A 23,806-nucleotide genomic window follows, 5' to 3' on the forward strand; every position below is an offset into this window, starting at 1 on the left:
TATTTTGCCTTCGAATGTTAAATAAGTAGTCGAGTTCACTTTGTCATTGATTAATAAATCAAAATTAAAAAACGTCTCTTTGAATGAATGGACTGTCGTGCCAGATCAGCTTTTAATTAGAGGTAAAAAGGGTGAAGCAAAAGTACCTGCTAAAGTCATGAATGTACTTTTACTCCTTATCTCTGCTAAAACAAAAACCGTCGCACGAGAAGAATTCATAGAGAGTATTTGGCATAGCCAACCAGAAGTCGGCGAAAAAGCACTCAATCAAGCGATATGGCAGCTAAGGAAAGCATTTTCACAAACAGGGGCTGAACAAGATGTCATTCTTACAGTAGCAAAAACAGGCTACCGTCTTGATGAAGATTTATTCTCTGAGCCAGTAAAAAATGTAAAAACCGCTCATTGGTCACTTAAACACACCATTTTTATCATGTTGGCAATATTCATTTTGCCCATTTTATATTTTCAATTAGCACACTTAATGGCTGAAGAGGGCTCAAGTTCAGTGACTCAACGCCCCACTAATCTGTCATATTTTAAAGGTGCCGAAGAGAACCCTGCATTTACGACTGATGGAAAAAAAATGGCCTTCCAATGGGATAATGGCGTCAATGTCCCAGGTATTTACTATATTGATTTAACAAAGAAAAGCTCTGTTCCCATTGCAGTTTCTGAGCTAGATGAGCATGCTGTGTCACCCACTTGGTCGCCCGATGGTGAAGCCGTCGCTTATATGGTTAGTAATGATGAGCACTGTAAAATCATCATCAAACATTTAAATACTGAAACGCGGCAGCAACTGAGTCCATGCTATGCGGGTAACCTGACCACAACGTTAAGTTGGTCTCGGATTGGTAATCAATTAGCCTATGCAAGACAAAATGATAAAGGTGGCGTAAACCTTCATAGTGTCGATATGGACACGGGTCTTGATAGTGAAATATCAATTGCTCAAGGGAAATTTCATGATTTCCCTTTTGCTTGGGCAAATACGAGTAGCGCGATTGCATACGCCAGCCGACAAGACCCTCTTGGCAACATTTATCTGCGCGATAAAAATGGTAAAACTCGGCCGTTATTGAAAGAAGAGCGAGAGATATTTTCACTGGCATGGAGCCCTAATGATACCTACCTTTATTTTGTGACGATTTGGCAATCAGAACTTGCCATATTACGTATCACATTAAGTGATGGCACTGTTACGCCTGTTTCATATGAAAATATTCCAGGCCGGATCGCAGTACGTTTAGGTGAGCAACCGCAATTAGTCTACCCCCGCTATACTTCAATGGAACAGCTCTATCAAATAATGCCAAGCGGAAATATCGCTGCTATGCCATTTTCATATGGCCGTGATCTTTATCCGGCTTATTCGAAAAGCCAAGAAAAAATCATATTCTTTAGCAACAAAGGTGGATTCTTCCAACTTTGGTCTGCAACACTGAATGAGAAATTCGCTCATAAATTTACCCGCCTAGATGGCAGTCCTTATATTCATGCTATTTCTCATAAAGGCGATAGATTTGTGATCCCCATGCAGGATAAGAAAGATAATCCATACCAACTTTATTTAGGTAATGTTGCCGATGGCAAACTTACCCAATTAAAATTTCTAGATTACGCCACCAAAAACTTTAGTTGGAGCCAAGACGATCAATCACTTCTTTACAGTGCAAATTTAAATGGTAACTGGCAAATATGGCAGCAAAATCTTCAGTCAGGGATCACCGAGCAATTAACCTTAGATGGCGGTATTTTTGCTCAGCAATATAAAGATGGTCGTATTTTTTATGTTAAAGCCGACAGTAATGGAATTTGGTTGCTTGATGACACAGCTAAACAACCGCTTATCGCAGATTTACAACCCAAAGACTGGGGCAATTGGCAGCTAACTGAGCAAGGGGTGATATATTTATCGCGGACAGACAGTGCAGATGAAATTCGCCAATTTAGCTGGCAAGGTGAAGACCGCATTTTACATAGTTTGCCACCACGCTCAGTCAAAGATGACCGCTCAATTGCGATGATGCCCGATGGCAGTATTATCGCTTCTATGTATCTGGGCAAAGAAGCGGATATTGTGGCCGTTGATTTAAAAGACGATTAATAGCCAAACTTTTCAACAATAATCCCTGTTACTTCACAATGTTCGCAGCTCAACTGCCAACCTGCGGCCCATGAGGTTGCGTTAAGCTTTGCTTTGCAAAGCGGGCAAACTTCGCCAGCAAAGGTACTGGGAGTAATATCTTTAGCTTGCTTAGAAAACGGTCTTAAAAACCATAGAATATTATCGTCGATACTGATGGTTAGATCGTGGCGTAACGTCTCGCAATAAGCATCAAACACCGCTTGTTTGTACTGTTTTTCGTGCTCAGTAGATTGACTAGCATAAACACTCAACGCATTTTCGATTTTTTTTAGACGTTCGGGCCATGCTTGTGCGTCTATATTCGCTTTGCAATCTAACAACTCTTCAAGAGTGTAACTTGTATAGTTTGGTTCAAACATCATTGCCATCCTTGCTTTGGGTTATTAATTCTTTGGGTACTCAGTGCTTTAGATATAACGTACCATTTTTATTTATTTGCAAAAGCCATTGTTCAAATAAATTGTTCGCAATACTCAGCTCTTCATCTGAAAGTGTCGGGTATTGCCTTTGCTCAAACCACGCATAACGATTATACACATCGTTATTTTGCGTGATTTCCATAATGAGTCGATTTATAGCGTAGGCTTTTGCTGCACTATGCTCACCAACTTGTTCGCTGTAATACATGCTCGCTAAACTCATCAGCGCTTGTTCACTACCCTGCTTCGCTGCTTGCTCTAAAAATACGGTTTTACGCTCTTTAAAACTATCACGATTTTTGATGAACTCTGCACGTGACAACTTCTCAGGAAATTGCGACTTCATGTAAAATTCGGGCGTTAGCCCAGCAAACGTTTGCTGCGCATAAGCGGAGCCATTTTCTGCAGCCTCTGCCAAATAACTGTAAAAAGAACGCCGCGTTGCTAAATCTAATCCTTGGCAATGCTCATATTTATCTAAAACACGGCTTTGTATCTCGCCAGCATCACTAAACTCATAGATTTCAGCCAACTTTACTTCCAGGACCTGTTCATCTAAAGGCGCATTAAAACAATACTTAAGGTTTTGCGCGATGAGGTAGTTAGCCTCCACATCACCTTGCTGAGCACGTTGCTTTAGCTCTGTAAAATGGTCTAGAAACACGCCATCAAAACGCCAGTTTGGTGGGTTTTTGATAATAAGCTCGCGACTATTATTTACCTCATTCCCTTGCTCAACTAATTTATCTGCTAACAAACTCGTTTCAAGCTTGGTAGCGGGCATGCTCACTTGTGCGTCAACTTGCTGCGTAGCTCTTTTATTATTCGATAGTTCTGAACTGGTAGCTAATGGAGCAGTTTTTTGAGAGACGTAACTGTTAATAAATATTACGCATACTAATACCATAGCCACAGTTAAAAGTGGCTTTTTCCGTTGTTTAATAAAAGCATACCCAGACATAACAACCTACTTATCACTCTTGTTGCTAAGTAAGTTACAAGAAAACAATAATAAAAGCGAAGCTAAACTTCTAAATATGACAGCCTAAAATCATGATGGCGATCAAACAAACTAACAACTTTGTACCCAAACATTGAGTTAAAGTTATTAACTTGCTAGATTATTTTTTGTTCGAAAAATAATCCCTTTACTTAAGTTTATGCAAAATATGGAGATCATCGAATGCGCCTCATGCTCAATACATCGATTTTTATAATTGCCGGTCTTACCCTTGCTGGCTGTGGCGATAATAAAACAGAAACAACAAATTCTGAAGATATAAAAACTGCGAGTTCTACTATTAAAAGCACGCAAAAATTAGTCACTCCAGAAAACTACATAAGAGCTGAAGATGACTTTTCATTTTTCGACTTTCAACTAAGAGCAGGCGGTAAAATCAATGAGTTCTTTTACATCACTGAACCAACGCCACTGGATCAGCAAAGTGTAGTGAGAATGAATAAAGATACTCTGTATGCAGGCGCTGTAGTAGATACTGAAGGAGGTGCTACTGTAACAATTCCTGAGTTTCCTGATGATCGATATTTCTCGGTCTATGTTGTTGATAATGATCACTACGCAACAGCGGTATTTTATGAATCAGGAACTCATGCTTTACCTAACACAACAAAGTATCAGGCAGTTATTCAAAGGATCCAGCTTCTTGCTCCAGATGACTCTGCTGATGTTGCTCTTGTAAATGAATTACAAAAGAAAATTATCATTTCTACAAATAGTAATGACACTTTTCCAAAGCCTGACTGGGATAAGCCATCAATGCTTAAACTTCGCGCCGATTATGAAAAAGAGTTTCAAAAATTCGCACAATACGAAGCTGATTGGATGGGCAAAAAAGGAGAAGTTAACGAACAAAGCCGCCACTTAGCAGTGGCTGGTGCTTGGGGTCTATTTCCTGAAAAAGACGCTGTTTATATAAACTATACAGGCCCTGCCGATCCAAGTAAGTGCTATTCTGCAACATACGAAGTACCTGATAATGATGCGTTTTGGTCTATTACTGTTTATGGTGATGATGGCTTCATGAAATCAACGAACAACATAATTAATGATCGTAATGTTACCCTAAACGAAAATGGAACATTCACCGCATTTTTCGGCTCAGAACAAGCTTGTGGCGATCAAGCTAATAGAGCTGATATTACTCAAGGCTGGAACTTTCTCATGCGAGTTTACAGGCCTGGCGAAAGTATTTTAGACAGAACATATAAGCTACCTGAAGTCACAGAAATTTAAATTACTATCTTGAGCCTGAATTATGAACTTTAGGCTCATTACAGCCATTTTCACTGCTTAACTGCGGTTTCGCTTCGCTTGCTTTGAACAGGTGAAAAACTTAAAGTTAGAAAGTTACCAGAGCCTACTAAGGGTCTAGTTCGTCTTTATTAGGAATATTGTGTATGGACGCATTACCGTATCTTCAAAAGATGACATTCAAACGAGAGCACGTTTTCTCTTTTGATACATATCCATTCTCTATTCCTGCGGTTAATCAGCTCTTTGAAATAGACTTTTCAAAACATGTCACAATATTTGTAGGTGAAAATGGTTCTGGGAAATCGACTCTTTTAGAAGCAATTGCTATCGCCTTAGGTTTTAACGCCGAAGGTGGTTCTAAAAACTTTAACTTTCAAACTCAGCAATCGCATTCAGAGCTTCATAAGTACTTGCTACTCTCAAAATCGTTTAAGAGATACAAAGATGGTTTTTTCTTGCGAGCTGAAAGCTTCTATAACGTTGCATCAAATATTGATGACTTGGATTCGGGATTTTCTGGAGGATCTAAGCTGATAGATGCCTATGGTGGTACATCCCTTCATCATCAATCACATGGCGAATCGTTTTTAGCGCTTATGGTAAACCGCTTCATCGGCAATGGGCTTTATATTTTAGATGAGCCTGAGGCTGCACTTTCTCCTGCTAGGCAGTTGGCTGTTTTAAGTCGCATGTTTCAACTAATTGAACAGAACTCTCAGTTCATTATTGCCACACACTCACCGATTTTAATGGCATACCCGGGTGCGAGGATCTACCAAGTGGGAGCACAAGGTATTGAACAAATAAATTATGAGGATACTGAGCATTACCAAATTACAAAGGCATTTTTAAACAACCCACAGCCAATGCTCGAAGAGCTTTTCAAGCCTGAAGGTGACTGATACCAATCCGCAATAAGACTTAATCATTTTGAGGGATTAAACCTGTCGCTACCTGCGTTAAAAATTTCTGAGTTAGAACAACTAAATAACGAAATTTTTGCCTTGCTATCAACGAGGTTTCTTTGCCTCAAAATAGACTACTAAATTAAGCGAATTGGTATGATTTTATTATTTCTGATGCTATGCATGAACAAAGGTAAGCAATAAAGCATGCTTACCTTTGTAGGGCGTGTTTAGATTTAACTAAATTTGTTTTGGTAATTTAGTCGAAATAACGGCGGTAATAACAATAAATAACAGCGATATAGCCAAACAGGCTGCTAAGCCATAAAGCTGAAACACTAAGCCCGACAACATAGTACCAATTAAGCGTCCCATGGCATTGGCCATATAGTAAAACCCGACATCAAGTGATACGCCATCGGCATCAGCCATGCTAACAATTAAGTAGCTGTGCAATGATGAGTTAATCGCGAAGACTACGCCGAACAACATCAGTCCGCCTATCAACATTGGTTTTACTGCCCAGTCAAAACCAATGGCAAGAGCAATGGCTAAGGTGACTAAAGCAAGCAATGATGCCCACTTAACTGTCTCTGCACTTGGTGATGTTTGCTTATTAAGCTTAATGATTTTAGGAGCAAAAGATTGCACAGCCCCATAGCCAATGACCCAACTAGCTAAGAAGGCCCCCACGGTCCAGTGGTCCCAATCAAAGGCTTGCGATAAAAACACCGGAAGTGCAACTACAAACCAAACATCACGCGCACCAAACAAAAACAACCTCGCGGCTGACAAGATATTGATTGAACTACTTTTTGAAAATATCTCGTTAAACTTAGGTTTGTTTTTAGCTTTGCCTAAATCATTTTTAAGTGCATAAATACTAAAACACCACACCACCAGCAAAGTGGCAGCCATGGTTAGCATTGCGCCTTTAAACGACATTAATGTGAGAAGTAAACCACCTAAAAAGAAGCCCACACCTTTTAATGCGTTTTTAGAGCCTGTTAGTATCGCTACCCATTTAAACAAGGTGCCTTCTTGGCCACTGGCAACCAGCATTTTAATTGAGCTTTTAGCACTCATTTTATTGAGATCTTTTGCAATCCCAGACAGAGCCTGCGCCAGCATCACATAGGCAACACTTAGCCATTCAGGGGGGACTGCCAACATGAACAAGGCTGCAACCTGTATGGCAAGGCCAATATTCATGGTTTTGTTTAAACCAAGCCTTGCGCCTAAATAGCCGCCCACTAAGTTAGTGACAACACCAAAAATCTCATAAAACAAAAACAGCATGGCAATACTCAAAGGCGAGTAGCCAAGCGCATGAAAATGCAGTACCACCAACATTCTCAATGCGCCATCTGTAAGCGTAAATGCCCAGTAATTCCCAGTGACAATTAAGTACTGCTTTATATCAGCGGGAAGATTAGCCAAACGCGTCATTGCTTTTAACCTTGAAGTGATCGCGCAACTTTTCGGGCAAGTTCGGCGGTACGGTTTGCATAACCCCATTCGTTATCGTACCAAACATACAGCTTAACTTGTGTCTCGTTGACAACCATGGTTGATAGCGCATCAACAATGCTTGAGCGTGGATCAGTTTTATAATCGATAGAAACAAGTGGCTTTTCTTCATAGCCCAAAATGCCTTTTAGCTCGCCCTCTGCGGCTTCTTGCATCCATTGGTTAATTTGCTCAGCAGTGGTTGGCTTTGTCACTTCAAACACACAGTCAGTGATTGATGCATTGGCTAACGGCACACGAACCGCGTGGCCGTTTAATTTACCTTTAAGTTCAGGGAAAATATGTGTAATCGCTGTTGCAGAGCCGGTTGTAGTTGGAATTAAGCTCATGCCACATGCGCGAGCACGGCGTAAGTCTTTATGGGGCGCATCTAAGATAGTTTGCGTGTTAGTGATATCGTGAATAGTGGTCATTGAACCATGTTTGATACCAATTTTTTCTTGCAATACTTTAACCACAGGCGCTAAACAGTTGGTAGTGCACGATGCTGCTGTAACAATATCATGCTGATTTACATCGTATAAATCATCGTTTACACCCATTACAATATTCAGCACACCGTCTTCTTTTACAGGGGCGGTGACAACAACTTTCTTCACACCTTGATCAAGATAGGCTTGCAGTAACTCGGTTTTTTTCATCACACCAGAGGCTTCAATAACGATATCGCAACCAGACCAATCAGTGTCTGCAATCGTTTTATTTTGCGTAACGTTAATTTCGTGGCCATCGATGATCACACTGTTGTCTTTACTTTCAACCTCATGAGGCCAAATACCGTGCACCGAATCATACTTTAGTAAGTGAGCCAATGTAGCTGCATCACCCGCAGGATCATTAATTTGCACAAACTCAACGTCGTCCCATGCAAACGCTGCTCTTAGTGATAAACGACCCATACGGCCAAAACCATTAATGCCTACTTTAATTGCCATTGTTAAGCTCCTACTTTTTGAAAATTGTCGAAAAATGAACGTTGTACTGGGTTATGCAACGATTTAGGGCGAATAGCCTGCACTTGATTAACTATGTCATTTTTAGCATAGCCAAGCTCATGCATTAATAAACCAATAACTAAGCCTGTACGGCCTGAGCCGCCTTTACAGTGCACAGCCACGCTACCACCGCTTTTTATGATGGCAAGAATCTCGTTAAGGTGTTTGTTGAAAGCTAAACTAAACGCTTCGCTTGGCGCGTCATCATCGATAATAGGTAATTGAAACCAGCTGAGATCTGCTCGCTCACATTCGATTGCAAGCTGCTGCGCGCCATTTTTAACAAGCTCTTCATCGTACATCAGAGTAATAATTGCTTTTGCATCTGCCGCTTTTAAATCAGCAACAGACTGTGATAAACCAACGTCTTTTGTGCCAGGGCAAGGGGTAAAAATAAATGCCCCAGTTTCTAGTTGTAAAATATCAAATGGATGTGATTGCATTATGATTCCCCAATTATTCTTTAAACCAATGTGTTGTTTTATTGACGATTGCAACCAACGACAGCATCACAGGTACTTCGACCAACACCCCAACAACCGTTGCTAATGCTGCACCCGAGTGCAAACCAAATAATGAAATAGCCACTGCGACCGCTAACTCAAAAAAGTTAGAGGTACCAATTAAACATGCTGGCCCGGCAATGTTATGCTTAAGCTTAAGTTTTAACGCAATGAAATAGGTGATTGCAAAAATACCGTAGGTTTGCAAAACAAGCGGAATAGCAATCAGTACAATGTTTAGCGGTTGGGCTAAAATCGTGTTCGCCTGAAACCCAAACAGTAAGACCACAGTGGCCAATAAGCCAACAACTGAATACGGTTTAATTTTCTCTAAAAATGACTGCACTGCAGCTTCATTTTGTGCTGAATTATTAAGCGCTTTTCGTGTTAATACCCCGGCGATAAGTGGCAGCAATACATACAACACAACCGAAATCATCAATGTAAGCCATGGCACATGAATATCAGATACACCCAGCAACACCCCCGCAATAGGTGCAAAGGCAAAAATCATAATGATGTCGTTCACAGACACTTGCACTAAGGTGTAATTTGCATCGCCTTTGGTCAGTTGTGACCACACAAACACCATTGCCGTACAAGGTGCAACACCAAGCAAAATCATCCCAGCAATATATTCTTGCGCCGTTTCAGGGCTAACCAAATCAGCAAATAACCCTTCAAAAAATAACCAACCTAACGCGGCCATTGAAAACGGTTTGATTAGCCAGTTAATGATTAAAGTGAGTATCAGCCCTTTAGGGTTATTACCGACTTCTTTAATCGTTGAAAAATCAACTTGCACCATCATTGGATAGATCATTACCCAAATAAACAGTGCAACAACAATGTTTACATGGGCCACTTCGGCTTTCGCTATTAGCTCAAATAAAGGCGGAAACATCACCCCAAGCGTCACACCGATGGCGATAGCAGCAGCAACCCATACAGATAAATATCGTTCAAAAACACCCATTTTCAGTCCTTAATTGCAGCAACGAGCAACACGAGTTGGGCGATCATCACCCATCGCATTTAGCCTTGCTAACTCGTTTTCTATGAAATTTGGTTCGTTTACCACGGTCGAGGTAATTGTTTGTTTCATCCACATAGGTAGAGTCGGGTTTAAAGAGTAAAATACCCACTGCTGGTGTTTTCTATCCGACAAAATGCCCTGTTTTTTAAGCTGCGCTAAATGCCTTGAAACCTTTGGCTGACTCTGCTCGTTAAGTGCCGTCATTAGCTCGCATACGCAAACCTCTTGCTCAACGGCGATAAGCAATAAGCTTTTTAAACGAATATCATCTGCAAGGGCTTTATAAAATGTGGTTGGCGAAATCGATGCTGGTTTTTCTTTGTTATGGGATTGCACAAACTGTTTAATTCGCTCATTGAGCTCTTGCAAGGTTTTTTCAAAGGCGTGAGGTTCAGGACGCGTTTTTGGATCAATAAAGTCCCAGCCTAAACAATGTGTACCATCAACGCGATTAGCGCATTCTTTTGCAGCGTCATCACATAAGGTAATGACGTAATCAAAATGTAGGTTAGTTACATCGTTTAAGTGCTTTGAGTGTAAGTCATCAGTTTTTAGACCAAAATGCTCAATCGCCGCAAGCGTACGAGGGTCTACCGCATAAGGTTCTGTGCCCGCACTAAACACCTCAAACTCACCTTTACCATGATGTTTAAGCAACGCTTCAGCCATAATTGATCGGGCTGAATTTTCTGTACATAAAAAGAGAACTTTCACGACTCACTCCATAACAATTTGGTTATATAATATTTTTGTTATATAAAGTGCGCAAGTTATTTTTCTTGATGACTTAGTTTAAATTGAACTAAAGAAAGAATCTGGCGCATCTTTGCGCCAGCTTAGATCTTGCCGTTTTTAGAGGGTTATTTTGCTTGTAAGGTTAAATAGTCACTCATGACTTTTTCAAGATGATCGTAATCTTTTTGCTGAGTAACAGCCCCTGCGACCACCACCTGCGTTGTTGGCTCATACATCACCAAAGTGCCCCAAAAGCCACCATGTTGATAAACCAAGGTGCCGTTATATTCTTTTGCAAATACACCTAAACGGTAAGGGCTATCTGCTGGTAAGCCTTTATCCGAGAGCATGAGTTTGAGCGTTTCTGGATGTTTGAAGACCTTACCTGAAAATAAAGCCTGATAAAATTTAGCCATACCGATTGGGCTGGCAACAAGCCCACCGCCACCATATAAATCGACAGTTGGGCTCCAATTAAAAGTATCGGTGCCATGCAAGTATTGATGTACGCGACGAGATTCATCCACAGCAACCGAATCACCCCGTTCCCAGATCACATTTTCAATATGATTTTTGTCGAAACTTAAGTATTGGCGAACCGCTTCAGGTAGCGGTAAATCTGTCACTCTTTCAATAATATGGCCGAGTAACACATAACCGGTATCTGAATATGAAAAACGCTCACCAGGTTTACCAACTGGGTCGCCCCACTCTACACACCCTTTAATTTGCTCGCGCATCGTAATATCTTGCTGCGGATTTGCCATTATGCCAGCTAAATACTGATCGCTTTGGGCGTGATCGTATAACCCTGCCGTGTGACTCAGCACTTGCTTAAGCGTCATTTTATCAAGGGCATAACCATCGCTTTCAAGAAGCGCAAAAAAGTCGTCAGAAATTAACTTATCAAGCGTTGTATCAAGGCTTAGTTTTCCTTCCTCGTGCAAACGTAGCACCGTTGCCGCAGTGAAAGTTTTGGTCACACTGGCAATTCTAAATAAACTATTTGGGTTAATAACTTGCGGCGCATTTTCTTTACTTTGCTTTGCCGTTGAAAAAGCATGTCCATCATCAACAATCACATGAAGTGCAAAACCTGTAAGGGGAGCTTGTTGGTTTGCATTGAGAACTTGGCTCATTAAAGCATGGTGAGTTTCGAGTGGCTTTGTAGGCTCAGCAGCCACTGGCAAAGCCATTAACGATAGAGCAACAAATAAAGAGCTTAGTGTTTTTTTACTCGCTTGAAAGCACCAGCGTTCCATAACATTTTCCTTAAAAAATAGTCCTTAATTAGCGCCTACAGCTTTCGAAAAAAGCAGTTAAGCAGCCTAAATACTGCTTAACTGACATTAACAAACGACTTTCCTCTTGTCGAATTAATACGTTAATGCTATTTAGTAAGCATAATTGCAGCCTTAGCAAACGTATTTTGAGGCGTTTTAAGAAGTTACTGATGCTCCCTTAAGTCTCTTTCAAATTCAGTTTCTGTTTTAACTGGAGTGCAATGTGTAGTGACTTCAGTTTTGCCAATTTTTTCTGGTTCGTCTGAGCTATAAATCGTGGTGTTATAGCTTCGATCTATTTCCCCTGGGCAGTGATGATCTGCGATTACTACATCCTCAAATTCACCCATTTGCTGCTGTGAGGCACAGCCAGATAAAAGTAATGCAATAAAGGTTAGTGTGTATTTCATAACAAATTCTCTTCAAAAGTTCGAGGTGAGTTTTTTGGCACATTGTCTTGGCGTAAAATCCATTTTGCTATGTCATCTTTACGCATAAACTTAACCCCCTTGTGCTGCTTTGCATAGGTTATAAAGTCATCCAACGCTTTCACTCTAGCGGGAGTGCCCGCTAATCTATCGTGAGCACTGATAGACATCATTCTTCTGCGTTGTTTGCCTTCCTTGTAGAGCACATCAAACTCGTCCTTAAGCTCTTGTAAATACGCTTTACCAGTCATGGCTGTGCTGCCAGTGTACCGAACTATATCGTTGTTTCTATAAGTGTATGGAACAACAACAATGTCGTCACTTCCGACAGGTGTTAGCGATGGCTCATCACGAGATAAATCGTCTATATGATAAATAAAACCTAATTCTTTAAGGATTTTGAGTGTGTTTTTTGAGTGCCTCATCCAAAAAGCGTTAAACCCCACAGGCCGTTGCCCTGTGACTTTTTCAATGATATTTGCACTTTTTATGTATGACTGTCGCTCTTGCTCTTCACTCATAGAGTATTGAGGGGTCCATGTTTGTCCGTGCCCTGATGCTTCATGCCCGCGCCGAACGACTTCTTTTGCTAATTCAGGATTTAATTCAACAGCTCGGCCAACCATATGAGAAGTTACTTTAATTTGATGCTTATCCCATAAATCTAGCAGCCTGGGTATGCCTTCATTCATGCCGTACTGGTACCAAGAGGGTGAAATAGTGTCTGGATAACCCAGCTCTTGCGGTGGAAACGGGCCTGGATCTGATTGGTCTTGCGCTGTTGCCTCAAACTGCATCGAAATTGAGATCACAAGTTGAGCATCATCAGGCCAAAATACAGATGTTGCCTCCTTAGCTTGAGCTACACCTAAGGAGCTTAGAACAAACACCGACGCAATTAAAATTGGCTTTAAAAATTTCATCATTTATTTCCCTGATATACTGGGTAGTCTGTGTAACCTCGCTCATCACCACCAAATAAAGTAGTAGGATCTGATATTTCATTCAAAGGTAAATTGTGCTCTAAACGATAAGGTAAATCAGGGTTTGCAATAAACTTTCTGCCAAATGCAACATAGTCAACTAAGCCTTCACCAATTAGTTTATCGGCCTTTGCTAATGTGTAATTTCCTGCAACCACTATTTTGCCACCAAAGCTTTCACGTAATTTAACTCTAAACTCATCTGTTACGAGGGGAGCATCATCCCAATCAGCTTCCGCTAAATGCACATAAGCAATTCCAAGTTCATCAAACTTTTTAGCTAGATATAAAATGGCATCGATTGCTTGCGGATCATCCATGCCTCTTTGTGTAATAAAAGGAGCTAATCGAATAGCCGTTTTTTCTGGGCCGATAGCTTGGCTAATTGCGGTAATGATTTGCAGCGCGAACTTTGCTCTATTTTCAATATTACCGCCGTATTCATCGGTACGTTTGTTTGATGTTTGCCTTAGAAATTGATCAATTAAATAGCCATTGCCTGCATGTACCTCAACGCCATCAAACCCTGCTGCAATCGCATTTAAAGCAGCTTGTTTATAGTCTTCAACAATGCCCTTAATTTCATTGGTCGATAATTCACGTGGTGTAGGACAATCAAGCATTTGGCCTTCGCCATTTTCATCAACCACCCACACTTGCGCATTTGGAGCAATAGCACTTGGCGCAACTGGCAAGCCGCCTGGATGAAAGACACTATGCGACATTCTGCCAACATGCCATAACTGAGAAAAAATGAGACCATTTTGCTGATGAACAGCCTGCGTTACTTTGCGCCATCCATTGATTTGCTCTTCAGTATAAATCCCGGGGGTAAATGAGTAGCCCTTTCCTTGTGCAGAAATTTGCGTCGCCTCTGATACTATAAAACCTGCACTGGCTCGTTGCGCATAATATTCTGCCATTAAACTTGTCGGAATATCGCCTGGTTGAGCCGTACGTGAACGGGTCATTGGAGCCATCACTATTTTATTTGCGGTTTTATGATGACCAATTTGGTCTGTATTAAATACTCTATTTTTCATGTGTGTACCTTTTAAATAAGCTCGCTGCGTGTAAATAAAATTTCTATTTTTAAGCCATCAGGCCCTTGAATAAACACTTGATGCTCATTCGCTGCCGGCACTTCCCGCTCAACGAATGGTATTGAAGTTGCTTCTAGCCGTGCTTTAACTTCTTGATAATCAGTTGCAAAGAAAGCAAGGTGGTCAACCGTTGATAAGCCAACTGCTTCTGTTGATACCGAAGCTTGGGTTAAGTAATCAGATTGCGATTCATTTATGCCAAACTTAGCTGCTATATGAATGCATGGTGTATCCAAGTCGTCATATAACCAAACACCATCAAAACCAAATGCTGGCCTTGGCCCCTTTTTAAGGCCTAACGACTCTAAAAACTGAGCCATGTGCTGGATATTCGTTGCTAATAACAGAGCATGATTAAGCTGCATTTCTATCTCCTTCAAGTGATGAAATGAGTTTAACTATTTTGACTAAATTGATAATTAGCCTTAGAGTTAAATAAGTATTCATTAAAACTGAAGAATAATGTCAAAAATTGATGATATGGCGCTTTTTGTTCACGTTGTAAAAGCGGGAGGTTTAGCCGCTGCGGGAAGAAAATTGGGGCTTTCGCCTGCAAGTATGACAGCACGAATTAATAAAATTGAGCAAAATTACGATACGCGATTGTTAACGCGTAATACGCGCAGTATTGCCTTAACAGATGCAGGTGAACGTTTTTATAGTGGCTGTTTAAGAGTATTAGCAGAAGTCGAAAACACAGAAAACATACTTCAAGAGTCGCAACAAAGCCTAAGAGGCCAGCTGAAACTCTCTGCAACATCTGACTTTGGTCGCCAGTTTGTTGCACCCGCATTAGCAGAATTCATCAATAGCCACCCAGATGTTAAACCGCACTTAGTACTGACAGATGGGGTTACCAATATTGTTGAGGAAGGTATTGATCTGGCATTTAGATTCGGCAATTTGCCTGATAGTAACTTGATTAGCCGCCCGCTATGTAATAACCGCCGTGTGCTTTGCGCCTCACCTAGCTATATAGAATCGTTTGGCTTGCCAAGGCATCCCGAAGATTTAAAAAATCATCGTTGCCTTGTACTTGAGCGACTTGGGCAACCGCTAAATGACTGGCATTTTGAGGTAGATAACACGCACTTTTCTATTAAAGTAGCTCCCCACCTTTCATGCTCAGACGGTGAGGTGGTAAGACGCTGGGCAAATCAAGGCCATGGCATAGCCTTAAAATCATACATTGATATCAAAAATGACCTCAAAACAGGCGACCTTATTTTGATACTAGATGAGTATGTTCGAGGCTTTAGCCACAGCGATAAAAAAAGTGTCGGCCTACAGGTGATATATCCAAGCAGGCAATTCCAACCTCGGCAAGTGAAAGCGTTTATAGAGTTTTTTGAGTGTTGGTTCAAAAAGCACTGCTAACTTTAAATAAATCGCAAAGTAGATTTAATAGTTAACACTACTTTATAAGCATATTCACAGCCATAATTACCAAAAGCCCTGCAAAGATTTTCTTGATGGTAGACACAGGCAAATGATGCGTTGCTTTTGCACCTAATGGTGCGGTAAACCACGAAGTACAAACAATACCAAACAAGGCTGGTAAATAAACAAAACCGGCAAAGCCCTCTTTTAATGTAAGGTACTGACTGCCCGAGCTGATGTAACCCACTGAACCAAATAGCGCAATGACAATACCGCAGGCCGAGGCACAGCCAATAGCTTTTTTCATATCCACCGAGAAAAACGTTAGTAACGGCACAAGTACCGCACCACCGCCAATACCTATCATGGCAGAGAGCCCCCCCGTGATGCTTGTATAAAATGTTAACAGGCCTTTATTAGGTAGCGAGCGTAATGTTTGGCTGTCATTTTTACTGCCTAAAATCATTTTTAGTGCAATAAGCAATACACTCACAGCAAATACAATTCGCACTACATGTTCTGGTAATAGTGAAGCCAAAAAGCCACTGATAAGTGCACCTAGTGCAACCCCAGTCATCACCCACGGAGCCAATTGCCAAGGCACATTACCATTTTTATGGTGAGCGATAGCTGATGACGTAGATGTAAACAGAATTGAGGCAAGCGATGTAGCAATCGCCACCAGCACAACTTGCTCAGCAGGTAACACCTGAAAGTGCAGCAAGATCATGCTTAATATGGGCACAATCACCAAACCGCCACCAATTCCTAATAGCCCCGCTAAAAAGCCAACCCCACTGCCAAGTACGGCGCAAGCGATAATAAGCACGATTAATTCATTCATTGTATTTGTCTATGTTGTTGGTTTAGGGAACCGAGTATAACAACAATAAAGTACGGGGTTGCTCTCAAAAGTCCTGTTAAGTAGTGAATATTACTCACGTTTTATATGAAATTACTGCAACTCTAACAAACCCATTTAGAAATCCAGACGTCCAAAATGACTTTAAAGCATTTTTTCACTATCCCTTCCTAAATGTTTTACTAAAACAGTAAATATTTATGAATCTGCCTCATGTTTTACCTGAAATAAAAACGTTTTTCTTCATGATACTGAGCACGTATAAATTGATACCAAGCCACCTCAAGGTTAATGACCTAGCGATTTAAGGAAGGTGAGCAGCAATCATTTATCTCAGGAAATATGGACACATTGCTATGAACAACGATTTTAAATATACAGTTAAAAGTTTAAAGCTAGACGAAAACTATCACCCATCTAACAGCACGCGTATTACAACTAACTTTGCTAACTTGGCACGAGGCGCAAGCCGTCAACAAAATTTGCGTAATGCATTAAAAATGATTGATAGCCGCTTTAATGCACTAGCAAATTGGGATAACCCGCAAGGCAACCGCTATTCAGTAGAACTTGAAATCATTTCGGTTGATTTAGAAATTGCGGGGAGCGCTGAAGCTTTCCCATCTATTGAGGTATTAAAAACCAATATCATTGATCACCAAACTAATGAACGTATCGAAGGAATTGTTGGTAATAACTTTTCATCGTATGTACGTGATTACGACTTTAGCGTACTGCTGCTTGATCATAACAAAGCGAAAAACGAATTTAGCATTCCCGAAAACTTTGGTGATCTTCATGGCAAACTTTTTAAAAGCTTCATAAATTCAGAAACCTATAAACAACACTTTAAAAAACCTCCTGTTATTTGTTTAAGCGTGTCTGATAACAAAACGTACCATCGTACAGAAAACCAACACCCAATTTTAGGTGCTGAGTACCAACCAAATGAGTCGTCATTAACCGAGCAATACTTTAAAAAAATGGGCTTGCAGGTGCGCTATTTTATGCCACCAAACACAGTTGCTCCGCTGGCGTTTTATTTCTTTGGTGACCTGCTGAACGATTACACCAACTTAGAGTTGATCAGCACGATTAGCACCATGGAAACATTCCAAAAAATCTACCGTCCAGAAATTTATAATGCCAATGCCGTGGCGGGTAGTTGCTATCAACCAAATTTAAGAAACGCCGATCACTCGATCACGCAGATTGTCTACGACCGTGAAGAGCGCAGCCAACTTGCGATTGCACAAGGTAAATTTACAGAGCAGCACTTTATTAAGCCTTATCAATCAATGCTTGAGAAATGGTCTGCTAACTACGCGATTTAAAGAGAGTAAAAATGAGAAAGTTATTACCCACATCGACAGCTGGCAGCTTACCAAAACCTGCTTGGCTTGCTGAGCCTGAAACCTTATGGTCGCCTTGGAAATTGCAAGGCGCAGAGCTTATCGACGGCAAACAAGATGCGCTGCGTGTTGCCTTACAAGAGCAACAACAAGCTGGCGTTGATATCGTGAGCGACGGCGAGCAAACTCGCCAACACTTTGTAACGACCTTTATCGAACACTTAAATGGCGTTGATTTTGAAAACCGTAAAACAGTGACCATTCGTAATCGCTACGAAGCCAGTGTACCAAGTGTAATTGGCCCGGTATCACGCAGCAAACCAGTGTTTGTTGAAGACGCCAAGTTTTTACGTTCGCAGACCAAGCAACCTATAAAATGGGCATTGCCAGGGCCAATGACCATGATCGATACCTTGTATGACGCCCACTATCAAAGCCGTGAAAAACTAGCGTGGGAATTTGCCAAAATCCTCAATCAAGAAGCGAAAGAGCTCGAAGCTGCTGGTGTTGATATTATTCAATTTGATGAGCCTGCGTTTAATGTGTTCTTCGATGATGTTAATGACTGGGGCATTAAGTGCCTAGAAAGAGCAATCGAAGGCTTAAAGTGCGAAACCGCCGTGCACATTTGCTACGGCTATGGCATTAAAGCCAACACTGATTGGAAACAAACACTAGGCAATGAATGGCGTCAATACGAAGAAGTATTCCCAAAACTTCAAAAATCGAATATCGATATTATTTCACTTGAGTGCCACAACTCTCGCGTGCCCATTGAGCTATTAGCACTCATTCGCGGCAAAAAAGTGATGGTTGGTGCCATTGATGTAGCGAGCAATGAAATCGAAACCCCTGATGAAGTAGCACAGACATTACGCGAAGCCTTGAAATATGTTGATGCCGACAAGCTTTACCCATGCACAAACTGCGGTATGGCTCCCCTTCCTCGCAACATAGCAAGCGCCAAGCTCAGTGCGCTAAGTAAAGGCGCAGAGATTGTGAGGGGGGAGGTTTTAGGGGCTAGGATTTAGGCTCTGGGCTCTAGGCTCTAGGCTCTAGGCTTTAGGAGTAGTTAGCGAGTTACTAGGGGAAAGGTGCGAGGTTCGAGGATCGAGATGCGAGGTGAGAGGATCGAAGTGCGAGACGCGAGGGTCGAGTCCTTGTCGCCATAAATGACGACCTTGTAGGTCGGGCTTTAGTCCGTCAGATTTTATATTTGCTATGGACCTGATTGTGTAGCAGCCATTTTACATCGCGTTTATGGTTGTTTAATTGCGAGGGTAAGTTAGTGAGTTACTAGGGGAAAGGGGAAAGTTACGAGGAGCGAGATGCGAGATGCGCTTCTACCTCACCCCTAGTCGCCATAAATGACGACCTACATGTAGGTCGGGCTTTAGCCCGTCAATTTTTGAATTTGGTCTGAACCTGATTGTGTAGCAGCCATTTTACATCGCGTTTATGGTTGTTTAATTGCGAGGGTAAGTTAGCGAATTTTTAAGAGAAAGTTGCGAGGTGCGCGTCTACCTCACCTCTAGTCGCCATAAATGACGACCTGTATTGTAGGTCGGGCTTTAGCCCGTCAGATTTTAAATTTGGAATGGACCTGATTGTGTAGCGGCCAATTTACATCGCGTTTTATCTCGCCTCTCGTTTCTCGTTTCTCGTTTCTCGTTTCTCGTAAAATTTATCAATGACGCGGCATAAAGCCGCTGCTACAACGTAGGCGTGAAACCTGTTTCGCGCATCCTATCCTCTAACGACTATTCTCTATCAACTAACTCCTACGTCCCCCCTAATGCTTTTAAACCACCCCGTTCAGAAAGTGTTAATCCAAAAGATGCAAAATTGAATTGGCTAGATTAATTATTTTTTGCTAGATTTCAGTTGTACCCAATGGATGGGCAAAAATTGAGGGATTAATATGAACGAATTTGATATTTTCATTAAAAATATTGTTTTAGATTGTATTCGTGAGCAAGGCACCTGTAGTGACATTTACGAAGAAGACGAGCAATTAACTTTTTATGTTGAGATTGAAAACCACGACAACGTGATATCACGCAAACAATTTAAAGTTACTTACCCAATTAACTACTCTATTCAGTCAGCTCTCAAGCATGAAACTGATTTACTTAGGTATTTAGACTCTGGTGAAATCAGAACGCCATTTACAAACGACATTGTCGAAGTACTTAAATCTGAGTTACAAGCCTTTATGTTCAGCAACAAACCACATGGCGAATATCATATTTGCTGATTCTTGATTTATAGCCTGAAGCAAAACAACCAGGCTATAATTTAACTAAATCACTATTATAAATACGGTAGCGTAAAGTGGTTTTCTTGCTGGGGCAGCAACGAGGATCACTTTCATCATATGTACGTAATTGTATAACAAGCTGTTCGCCAATCTTTTTCGTACTATCTACTACGCCGTTAATAGAAATAGACGACAATTCGCTATAACCATCATCTTGCACCTTAATGAGAGTCAGCTTCTCTAACCAAACATTGCCTGATTGATAAGTCCAAAATATAGAGACTCTTCCATCACTATGCTCATAAAAACGCTTTAATCGGCCAATTTCATCATCAGAGACTAATTCTGGAAAATGATCTTTATATTGACTCTGAATAAACGCATCTACGTGCTGCTGAACTTGCTGCTCGGTGGCATATCCTGTTAAGGATACAAAAAGTGCTATTAATCCAAAGCTTTTCAACACAAAACTATGGGGCTTTAGTTTGTTATTTTCAGACAACCCCATTGTTTACTCCATTGATAACTGTTTGTTGATAAAACTTGGTTTAATTAGTTTGATAATAAAAACTTGTCTTGGAGAGTGGTTTGATTATTTCATACTCAAGGCCAAAAGCATTCCTATCCCCCTCCCTAGGTATACTATAATTGTCTAAAAGGACCACCCCCCAATGATTATCACTAAGACCACCGAAAATCACATTAATGTTGTCATACTCATCTTTTGTAATAGCTGCAACCTTATACTCAACCATTAAATCTCTGAGTTCTTGTGTATCAGCTGATAGCTCCATCAAGTTTGGCTCTGCATCAGGGCTTAGAATTTTATAATCGGCAGAGGGTACAAACCCAGCATATCTTGATGGTGTATAGCTTATTAATTGGGTGGGAGAGTAAAAAGTATTGTTAACACGGTAAACGTGCGGCGCAGATTGCTGTATGAGTTTCAAATTTTGGCTATTTTTAAATGCTAAAATTTGTGCCTCTGATACATCTAAAAAAGACCTAATTAACTTAAGCCTTTGTTCAGTACACTGATCTTTTTTGCAAATAAATAAATTAGGGAGTTTTGTTCCGAACTGCTGTTCAACATTTAAATACTGACTACCAAGCACTCCTAAATTAAAGTTAGTGAACGCTTGCTTATCTTTGTCATTTTTAAATTTTGTGGCATGTATATCAAAGATGCTAAACGGGTAAAAAGAGGGTAAATAGGCAAGCTCTACATCGGTTTGCGGCATCATTTCGTCCATATGCTTTAAAACCGCGAGATACTCTTGCTCTATCTCATCATTAAAATAGTCTGGTCTTTCAGCCAGTGCTGTAACAGAAAATAACAAAGCACTACACAGTAATATTTTGTTTAACATGAAAAAAACATCCTTTTAATTAAAACTATTTAAAATAACCATACCATTTTAGGTACACAATTCCATTACTTTGTGTTGAGCTGCTTTCAAATCCCAAAAGTAACCAATCATAGCTTAAAGCATTAAATTATTTATATTTTTCAACGCAAAATCTTATAAGCAAAAATTTCATTATGCTAAGCTAACTTCAATTATAAGAAAATATCATTGATTGGTATCAGAGTAGCTTTATGGAGTAATGCTCAAATGATAAGGATATTGTGCTTGTTGCTATTTTTTGCAACCAATGTGGCTGCAAAGGATGTTCAGAGTGAAATCAGCCGTGTTCTTCACGGTTATACAACATATTCTGAATCTGTCGAAATTTTAGCTAGATTAGAAAAGCAAATGCCTTATGAAAATGCGCTAGATGATGCGCAAGTGATGGCGTTTAAATGTTGGTTTTCTAATGTATCAACCCCAAACAGGGTTAGCGAATATAAACATTTTCTAGAAACAGCCAAACCAGTCATTCATCAAGCAAACAATTTAAACTTAATACAGGAACTTGCTGTCTGTGAAGCAAACCAAGAGTATACACAAGGTAATTATCAAACAGCTCTAGAACACTTAAAACCAATAATTAACACGTCGTCATTAGACGAAATAACCTCTTCAAAAAAATTGTCAATCATTGCTCTTGCCCACATAGTACTTAACCGTATTCAGTTAGCTAAAGGCAACTATCAAGAAGCATTCGACTCTGCTAAAACTGCTTATCAGTTATTTGAAAAAGCAGGTAATGACTACGAAAAAGCACTCGCATTAAAAGAAATTGCCGATATTCACATAGCGTTGTACAACTATGAACTTGCAATTGAACAACTGCAGCGAGCCAAATTAGCGTTAACGAAATTCAATGAGCAAGAGCAGTACAAAGTAGCGGATCAACTCGCGTATGCCTATGAAGAAAAAGGCGACTTAATAAAGGCTATTGAGCTATACGAGTCGATTAAAAAAGATGTTCGCCGTTTCGAAAGCGACAACGGATATGCTTACATATTAATTAAACTTACAGAACTCAATATAAAACTTAACAGTCTATCTCAGGCTGAGTCATACCTAACTGAGTCGAACACGCTCTCTGTTACTGACAGCTGGATTTTGACTCTTTACAACTTCACTAAATCAGAATGGTACTTGGCTACAGCTCAGTTGCAAGCCGCCCTTTCATTTCATGAGAAGATAGCCGCCGCGCAACAACAATCTTGGCCCAAGAGCTTAAAGGAGCGTTATTTAAATTTAACCTCGCAGCTTGCAGCTGCAACAGGAGATACTTCCTTACAAATAGCATCTCAACAACAATTAATCTCTTTAATTAAAGATAAACAACAAGCTATCGCAAATAATACGCTTATTTCTGCCAGATTAAACTTTAATTATGAACAGCAGATCCTTGAGATTTCTCGTTTAGAACATGAGTCAAAGCTACAACAAAAGCTATTATCAGTAGCCGAAGATAAGTCTTTTTGGCAAGGCTTAACTATGATGATAACTTGCTTGTGTTTACTCTTATTCGCCGTTTATACATTCAAACAAGTTCGCCAGAAAAAGTACTTTGAAATACTCGCTTTAAAAGATGAACTAACAGGCATAGCGAATCGCAGAGCTATATTAAATTTAAAACGAAGCGTCATGCTGCAAAACAAACTCAATCAGCAAGTCAGCTCATTAATTTCTATCGATATCGATCATTTTAAAGCGGTCAATGATCAATACGGTCACGATATTGGTGATGAATTAATCATTTCCATAACCAATACGATTGTGCAAACCGTCCGTTGTTCTGATCGGGTAGGTCGTGTCGGCGGCGAAGAGTTTTTAATTGTGCTTGAGAATCAATCTTTAGAGCATGCAAAAGATATTGCCGAGCGCATCAGACTTTCTGTTGCCGAAAAGGAACATACATCATTGTCTATAAGCGCAACGATAAGCTTAGGTGTTATAGAAATTGCACCAAATGAAACGTCTGAACAGGCAGCCAAAAGGGTAGATTTACACCTTTATGAAGCAAAAAGAGGCGGCAGAAATACTGTTTATTCTTAGCTTTAAGAAGAGTTCAACAGCAATCAAAAAAGACACAGACTAAAATCCGACCAAACGAATGAAACACTCAACTTTCCTCTGTTTTTGATATAAATAATCCGCAATATGACAATAGTCATAATTCTGTCATCTAATTGATCAATAATTGAC

The 23,806-nt window shown here is 40.4% G+C and carries 23 protein-coding genes; 8 read left to right on the plus strand and 15 right to left on the minus strand.

Going from position 1 to position 23,806, the window contains the following annotated elements; genetic code table 11:
* Window positions 1-97: 97 nt before the first annotated feature.
* Complete coding sequence (locus EXT43_RS19730; protein WP_062565875.1) at window positions 98-2,110, plus strand: winged helix-turn-helix domain-containing protein; 2,013 nt, start codon at window positions 98-100, stop codon at window positions 2,108-2,110.
* On the opposite strand, the gene EXT43_RS19735 is transcribed toward EXT43_RS19730, so the two are convergent.
* Entirely contained in the window at window positions 2,107-2,514 is a 408-nt protein-coding gene (locus EXT43_RS19735) for a hypothetical protein (protein WP_130167753.1), read from the minus strand. The genes EXT43_RS19730 and EXT43_RS19735 overlap by 4 nt on opposite strands.
* A 37-nt stretch (window positions 2,515-2,551) precedes the next feature.
* Entirely contained in the window at window positions 2,552-3,532 is a 981-nt protein-coding gene (locus tag EXT43_RS19740; RefSeq protein ID WP_062565877.1) for a hypothetical protein, read from the minus strand.
* A 222-nt stretch (window positions 3,533-3,754) separates the two neighbouring features.
* On the opposite strand from EXT43_RS19740, the gene EXT43_RS19745 reads away from it, so the two are divergent.
* Both EXT43_RS19745 and EXT43_RS19750 read left to right on the plus strand, forming a co-directional pair.
* The gene (locus tag EXT43_RS19745; protein ID WP_205990977.1) at window positions 3,755-4,825 is read left to right on the plus strand and encodes a DUF1214 domain-containing protein; all 1,071 of its coding nucleotides are present in this window, start codon (window positions 3,755-3,757) and stop codon (window positions 4,823-4,825) included.
* 164 nt (window positions 4,826-4,989) lie between these two features.
* Window positions 4,990-5,748 (plus strand): AAA family ATPase, encoded by a 759-nt coding sequence (locus EXT43_RS19750; RefSeq protein ID WP_062565878.1) that lies wholly within the window; start codon window positions 4,990-4,992, stop codon window positions 5,746-5,748.
* Between the two features lie 243 nt (window positions 5,749-5,991).
* Here EXT43_RS19750 and arsJ read toward each other — a convergent pair whose 3' ends face one another.
* The 10 genes from arsJ to EXT43_RS19800 all read right to left on the minus strand — a co-directional run bounded on the left by arsJ (window position 5,992) and on the right by EXT43_RS19800 (window position 14,712).
* A complete protein-coding gene (gene arsJ / locus EXT43_RS19755; RefSeq protein ID WP_062565879.1) occupies window positions 5,992-7,200 on the minus strand; it encodes an organoarsenical effux MFS transporter ArsJ in 1,209 nt (402 codons plus the stop codon).
* Between the two features lie 5 nt (window positions 7,201-7,205).
* Window positions 7,206-8,216, minus strand: a complete 1,011-nt coding sequence (locus EXT43_RS19760) for an ArsJ-associated glyceraldehyde-3-phosphate dehydrogenase (protein WP_062565880.1) — start codon at window positions 8,214-8,216, stop codon at window positions 7,206-7,208.
* A gap of 2 nt (window positions 8,217-8,218) precedes the next feature.
* Window positions 8,219-8,719: a dual specificity protein phosphatase family protein gene (locus EXT43_RS19765; protein ID WP_062565881.1), complete on the minus strand. Its 501-nt coding sequence runs from the start codon at window positions 8,717-8,719 to the stop codon at window positions 8,219-8,221.
* Between the two features lie 13 nt (window positions 8,720-8,732).
* On the minus strand, window positions 8,733-9,755 hold the full coding sequence (arsB, locus tag EXT43_RS19770; RefSeq protein WP_062565882.1) for an ACR3 family arsenite efflux transporter: 1,023 nt from the start codon (window positions 9,753-9,755) through the stop codon (window positions 8,733-8,735).
* A 9-nt stretch (window positions 9,756-9,764) separates the two neighbouring features.
* Complete coding sequence (locus tag EXT43_RS19775; protein ID WP_062565883.1) at window positions 9,765-10,529, minus strand: metalloregulator ArsR/SmtB family transcription factor; 765 nt, start codon at window positions 10,527-10,529, stop codon at window positions 9,765-9,767.
* A 146-nt stretch (window positions 10,530-10,675) separates the two neighbouring features.
* Window positions 10,676-11,812, minus strand: a complete 1,137-nt coding sequence (locus tag EXT43_RS19780; protein ID WP_062565884.1) for a serine hydrolase domain-containing protein — start codon at window positions 11,810-11,812, stop codon at window positions 10,676-10,678.
* 185 nt (window positions 11,813-11,997) lie between these two features.
* A complete protein-coding gene (locus tag EXT43_RS19785; RefSeq protein ID WP_058584498.1) occupies window positions 11,998-12,243 on the minus strand; it encodes a hypothetical protein in 246 nt (81 codons plus the stop codon).
* A complete protein-coding gene (locus EXT43_RS19790; RefSeq protein ID WP_082710939.1) occupies window positions 12,240-13,184 on the minus strand; it encodes a polysaccharide deacetylase family protein in 945 nt (314 codons plus the stop codon). The genes EXT43_RS19785 and EXT43_RS19790 overlap by 4 nt, the downstream gene beginning before the upstream one ends.
* Complete coding sequence (locus EXT43_RS19795) at window positions 13,184-14,287, minus strand: alkene reductase (RefSeq protein ID WP_062565885.1); 1,104 nt, start codon at window positions 14,285-14,287, stop codon at window positions 13,184-13,186. The genes EXT43_RS19790 and EXT43_RS19795 overlap by 1 nt, the downstream gene beginning before the upstream one ends.
* An 11-nt stretch (window positions 14,288-14,298) precedes the next feature.
* The gene (locus EXT43_RS19800) at window positions 14,299-14,712 is read right to left on the minus strand and encodes a hypothetical protein (RefSeq protein ID WP_062565886.1); all 414 of its coding nucleotides are present in this window, start codon (window positions 14,710-14,712) and stop codon (window positions 14,299-14,301) included.
* A 97-nt stretch (window positions 14,713-14,809) separates the two neighbouring features.
* On the opposite strand from EXT43_RS19800, the gene EXT43_RS19805 reads away from it, so the two are divergent.
* Window positions 14,810-15,724, plus strand: a complete 915-nt coding sequence (locus tag EXT43_RS19805; protein WP_171037175.1) for a LysR family transcriptional regulator — start codon at window positions 14,810-14,812, stop codon at window positions 15,722-15,724.
* Between the two features lie 37 nt (window positions 15,725-15,761).
* Here the strand turns inward: EXT43_RS19805 and EXT43_RS19810 are convergent, their stop codons facing one another.
* Window positions 15,762-16,571, minus strand: coding sequence for a sulfite exporter TauE/SafE family protein (locus EXT43_RS19810; RefSeq protein WP_062565888.1), 810 nt, complete (start codon window positions 16,569-16,571; stop codon window positions 15,762-15,764).
* A gap of 374 nt (window positions 16,572-16,945) precedes the next feature.
* On the opposite strand from EXT43_RS19810, the gene EXT43_RS19815 reads away from it, so the two are divergent.
* From EXT43_RS19815 to EXT43_RS19825, 3 genes are all read left to right on the plus strand, one after another.
* On the plus strand, window positions 16,946-17,923 hold the full coding sequence (locus tag EXT43_RS19815; RefSeq protein WP_062565889.1) for a DUF1852 domain-containing protein: 978 nt from the start codon (window positions 16,946-16,948) through the stop codon (window positions 17,921-17,923).
* A gap of 11 nt (window positions 17,924-17,934) precedes the next feature.
* Window positions 17,935-18,972: a methionine synthase gene (locus tag EXT43_RS19820; protein WP_062565890.1), complete on the plus strand. Its 1,038-nt coding sequence runs from the start codon at window positions 17,935-17,937 to the stop codon at window positions 18,970-18,972.
* Between the two features lie 890 nt (window positions 18,973-19,862).
* Entirely contained in the window at window positions 19,863-20,198 is a 336-nt protein-coding gene (locus EXT43_RS19825) for a hypothetical protein (RefSeq protein ID WP_062565891.1), read from the plus strand.
* A gap of 34 nt (window positions 20,199-20,232) precedes the next feature.
* Here the strand turns inward: EXT43_RS19825 and EXT43_RS19830 are convergent, their stop codons facing one another.
* Together EXT43_RS19830 and EXT43_RS19835 are read right to left on the minus strand one after the other, a co-directional pair.
* Window positions 20,233-20,709 (minus strand): hypothetical protein, encoded by a 477-nt coding sequence (locus EXT43_RS19830; protein WP_062565892.1) that lies wholly within the window; start codon window positions 20,707-20,709, stop codon window positions 20,233-20,235.
* A 40-nt stretch (window positions 20,710-20,749) separates the two neighbouring features.
* Entirely contained in the window at window positions 20,750-21,571 is an 822-nt protein-coding gene (locus EXT43_RS19835) for a hypothetical protein (protein ID WP_240701544.1), read from the minus strand.
* A 207-nt stretch (window positions 21,572-21,778) separates the two neighbouring features.
* Between EXT43_RS19835 and EXT43_RS19840 the strand changes: the two genes are divergently transcribed.
* The gene (locus EXT43_RS19840) at window positions 21,779-23,656 is read left to right on the plus strand and encodes a GGDEF domain-containing protein (RefSeq protein WP_130167754.1); all 1,878 of its coding nucleotides are present in this window, start codon (window positions 21,779-21,781) and stop codon (window positions 23,654-23,656) included.
* Window positions 23,657-23,806 lie beyond the last annotated feature (150 nt).

Source organism: Pseudoalteromonas sp. CO109Y, from assembly GCF_004208935.1.
In the GTDB taxonomy this organism is placed as follows: Bacteria; Pseudomonadota; Gammaproteobacteria; order Enterobacterales; family Alteromonadaceae; genus Pseudoalteromonas; species Pseudoalteromonas shioyasakiensis.

Bases quoted from the DNA above. Each gene is read 5' to 3' on its own strand.
- EXT43_RS19810 (WP_062565888.1), bottom strand. From the start codon at position 16,571: ATGAATGAATTAATCGTGCTTATTATCGCTTGCGCCGTACTTGGCAGT.
- EXT43_RS19805 (WP_171037175.1), top strand. From the start codon at position 14,810: ATGTCAAAAATTGATGATATGGCGCTTTTTGTTCACGTTGTAAAAGCG.
- EXT43_RS19800 (WP_062565886.1), bottom strand. From the start codon at position 14,712: ATGCAGCTTAATCATGCTCTGTTATTAGCAACGAATATCCAGCACATG.
- EXT43_RS19825 (WP_062565891.1), top strand. From the start codon at position 19,863: ATGAACGAATTTGATATTTTCATTAAAAATATTGTTTTAGATTGTATT.
- EXT43_RS19740 (WP_062565877.1), bottom strand. From the start codon at position 3,532: ATGTCTGGGTATGCTTTTATTAAACAACGGAAAAAGCCACTTTTAACT.
- EXT43_RS19765 (WP_062565881.1), bottom strand. From the start codon at position 8,719: ATGCAATCACATCCATTTGATATTTTACAACTAGAAACTGGGGCATTT.
- EXT43_RS19820 (WP_062565890.1), top strand. From the start codon at position 17,935: ATGAGAAAGTTATTACCCACATCGACAGCTGGCAGCTTACCAAAACCT.
- EXT43_RS19760 (WP_062565880.1), bottom strand. From the start codon at position 8,216: ATGGCAATTAAAGTAGGCATTAATGGTTTTGGCCGTATGGGTCGTTTA.
- EXT43_RS19795 (WP_062565885.1), bottom strand. From the start codon at position 14,287: ATGAAAAATAGAGTATTTAATACAGACCAAATTGGTCATCATAAAACC.
- arsJ (WP_062565879.1), bottom strand. From the start codon at position 7,200: ATGACGCGTTTGGCTAATCTTCCCGCTGATATAAAGCAGTACTTAATT.
- EXT43_RS19835 (WP_240701544.1), bottom strand. From the start codon at position 21,571: ATGTTAAACAAAATATTACTGTGTAGTGCTTTGTTATTTTCTGTTACA.
- EXT43_RS19830 (WP_062565892.1), bottom strand. From the start codon at position 20,709: ATGGGGTTGTCTGAAAATAACAAACTAAAGCCCCATAGTTTTGTGTTG.
- EXT43_RS19780 (WP_062565884.1), bottom strand. From the start codon at position 11,812: ATGGAACGCTGGTGCTTTCAAGCGAGTAAAAAAACACTAAGCTCTTTA.
- EXT43_RS19815 (WP_062565889.1), top strand. From the start codon at position 16,946: ATGAACAACGATTTTAAATATACAGTTAAAAGTTTAAAGCTAGACGAA.
- EXT43_RS19785 (WP_058584498.1), bottom strand. From the start codon at position 12,243: ATGAAATACACACTAACCTTTATTGCATTACTTTTATCTGGCTGTGCC.
- EXT43_RS19750 (WP_062565878.1), top strand. From the start codon at position 4,990: ATGGACGCATTACCGTATCTTCAAAAGATGACATTCAAACGAGAGCAC.
- EXT43_RS19735 (WP_130167753.1), bottom strand. From the start codon at position 2,514: ATGATGTTTGAACCAAACTATACAAGTTACACTCTTGAAGAGTTGTTA.
- arsB (WP_062565882.1), bottom strand. From the start codon at position 9,755: ATGGGTGTTTTTGAACGATATTTATCTGTATGGGTTGCTGCTGCTATC.
- EXT43_RS19745 (WP_205990977.1), top strand. From the start codon at position 3,755: ATGCGCCTCATGCTCAATACATCGATTTTTATAATTGCCGGTCTTACC.
- EXT43_RS19790 (WP_082710939.1), bottom strand. From the start codon at position 13,184: ATGAAATTTTTAAAGCCAATTTTAATTGCGTCGGTGTTTGTTCTAAGC.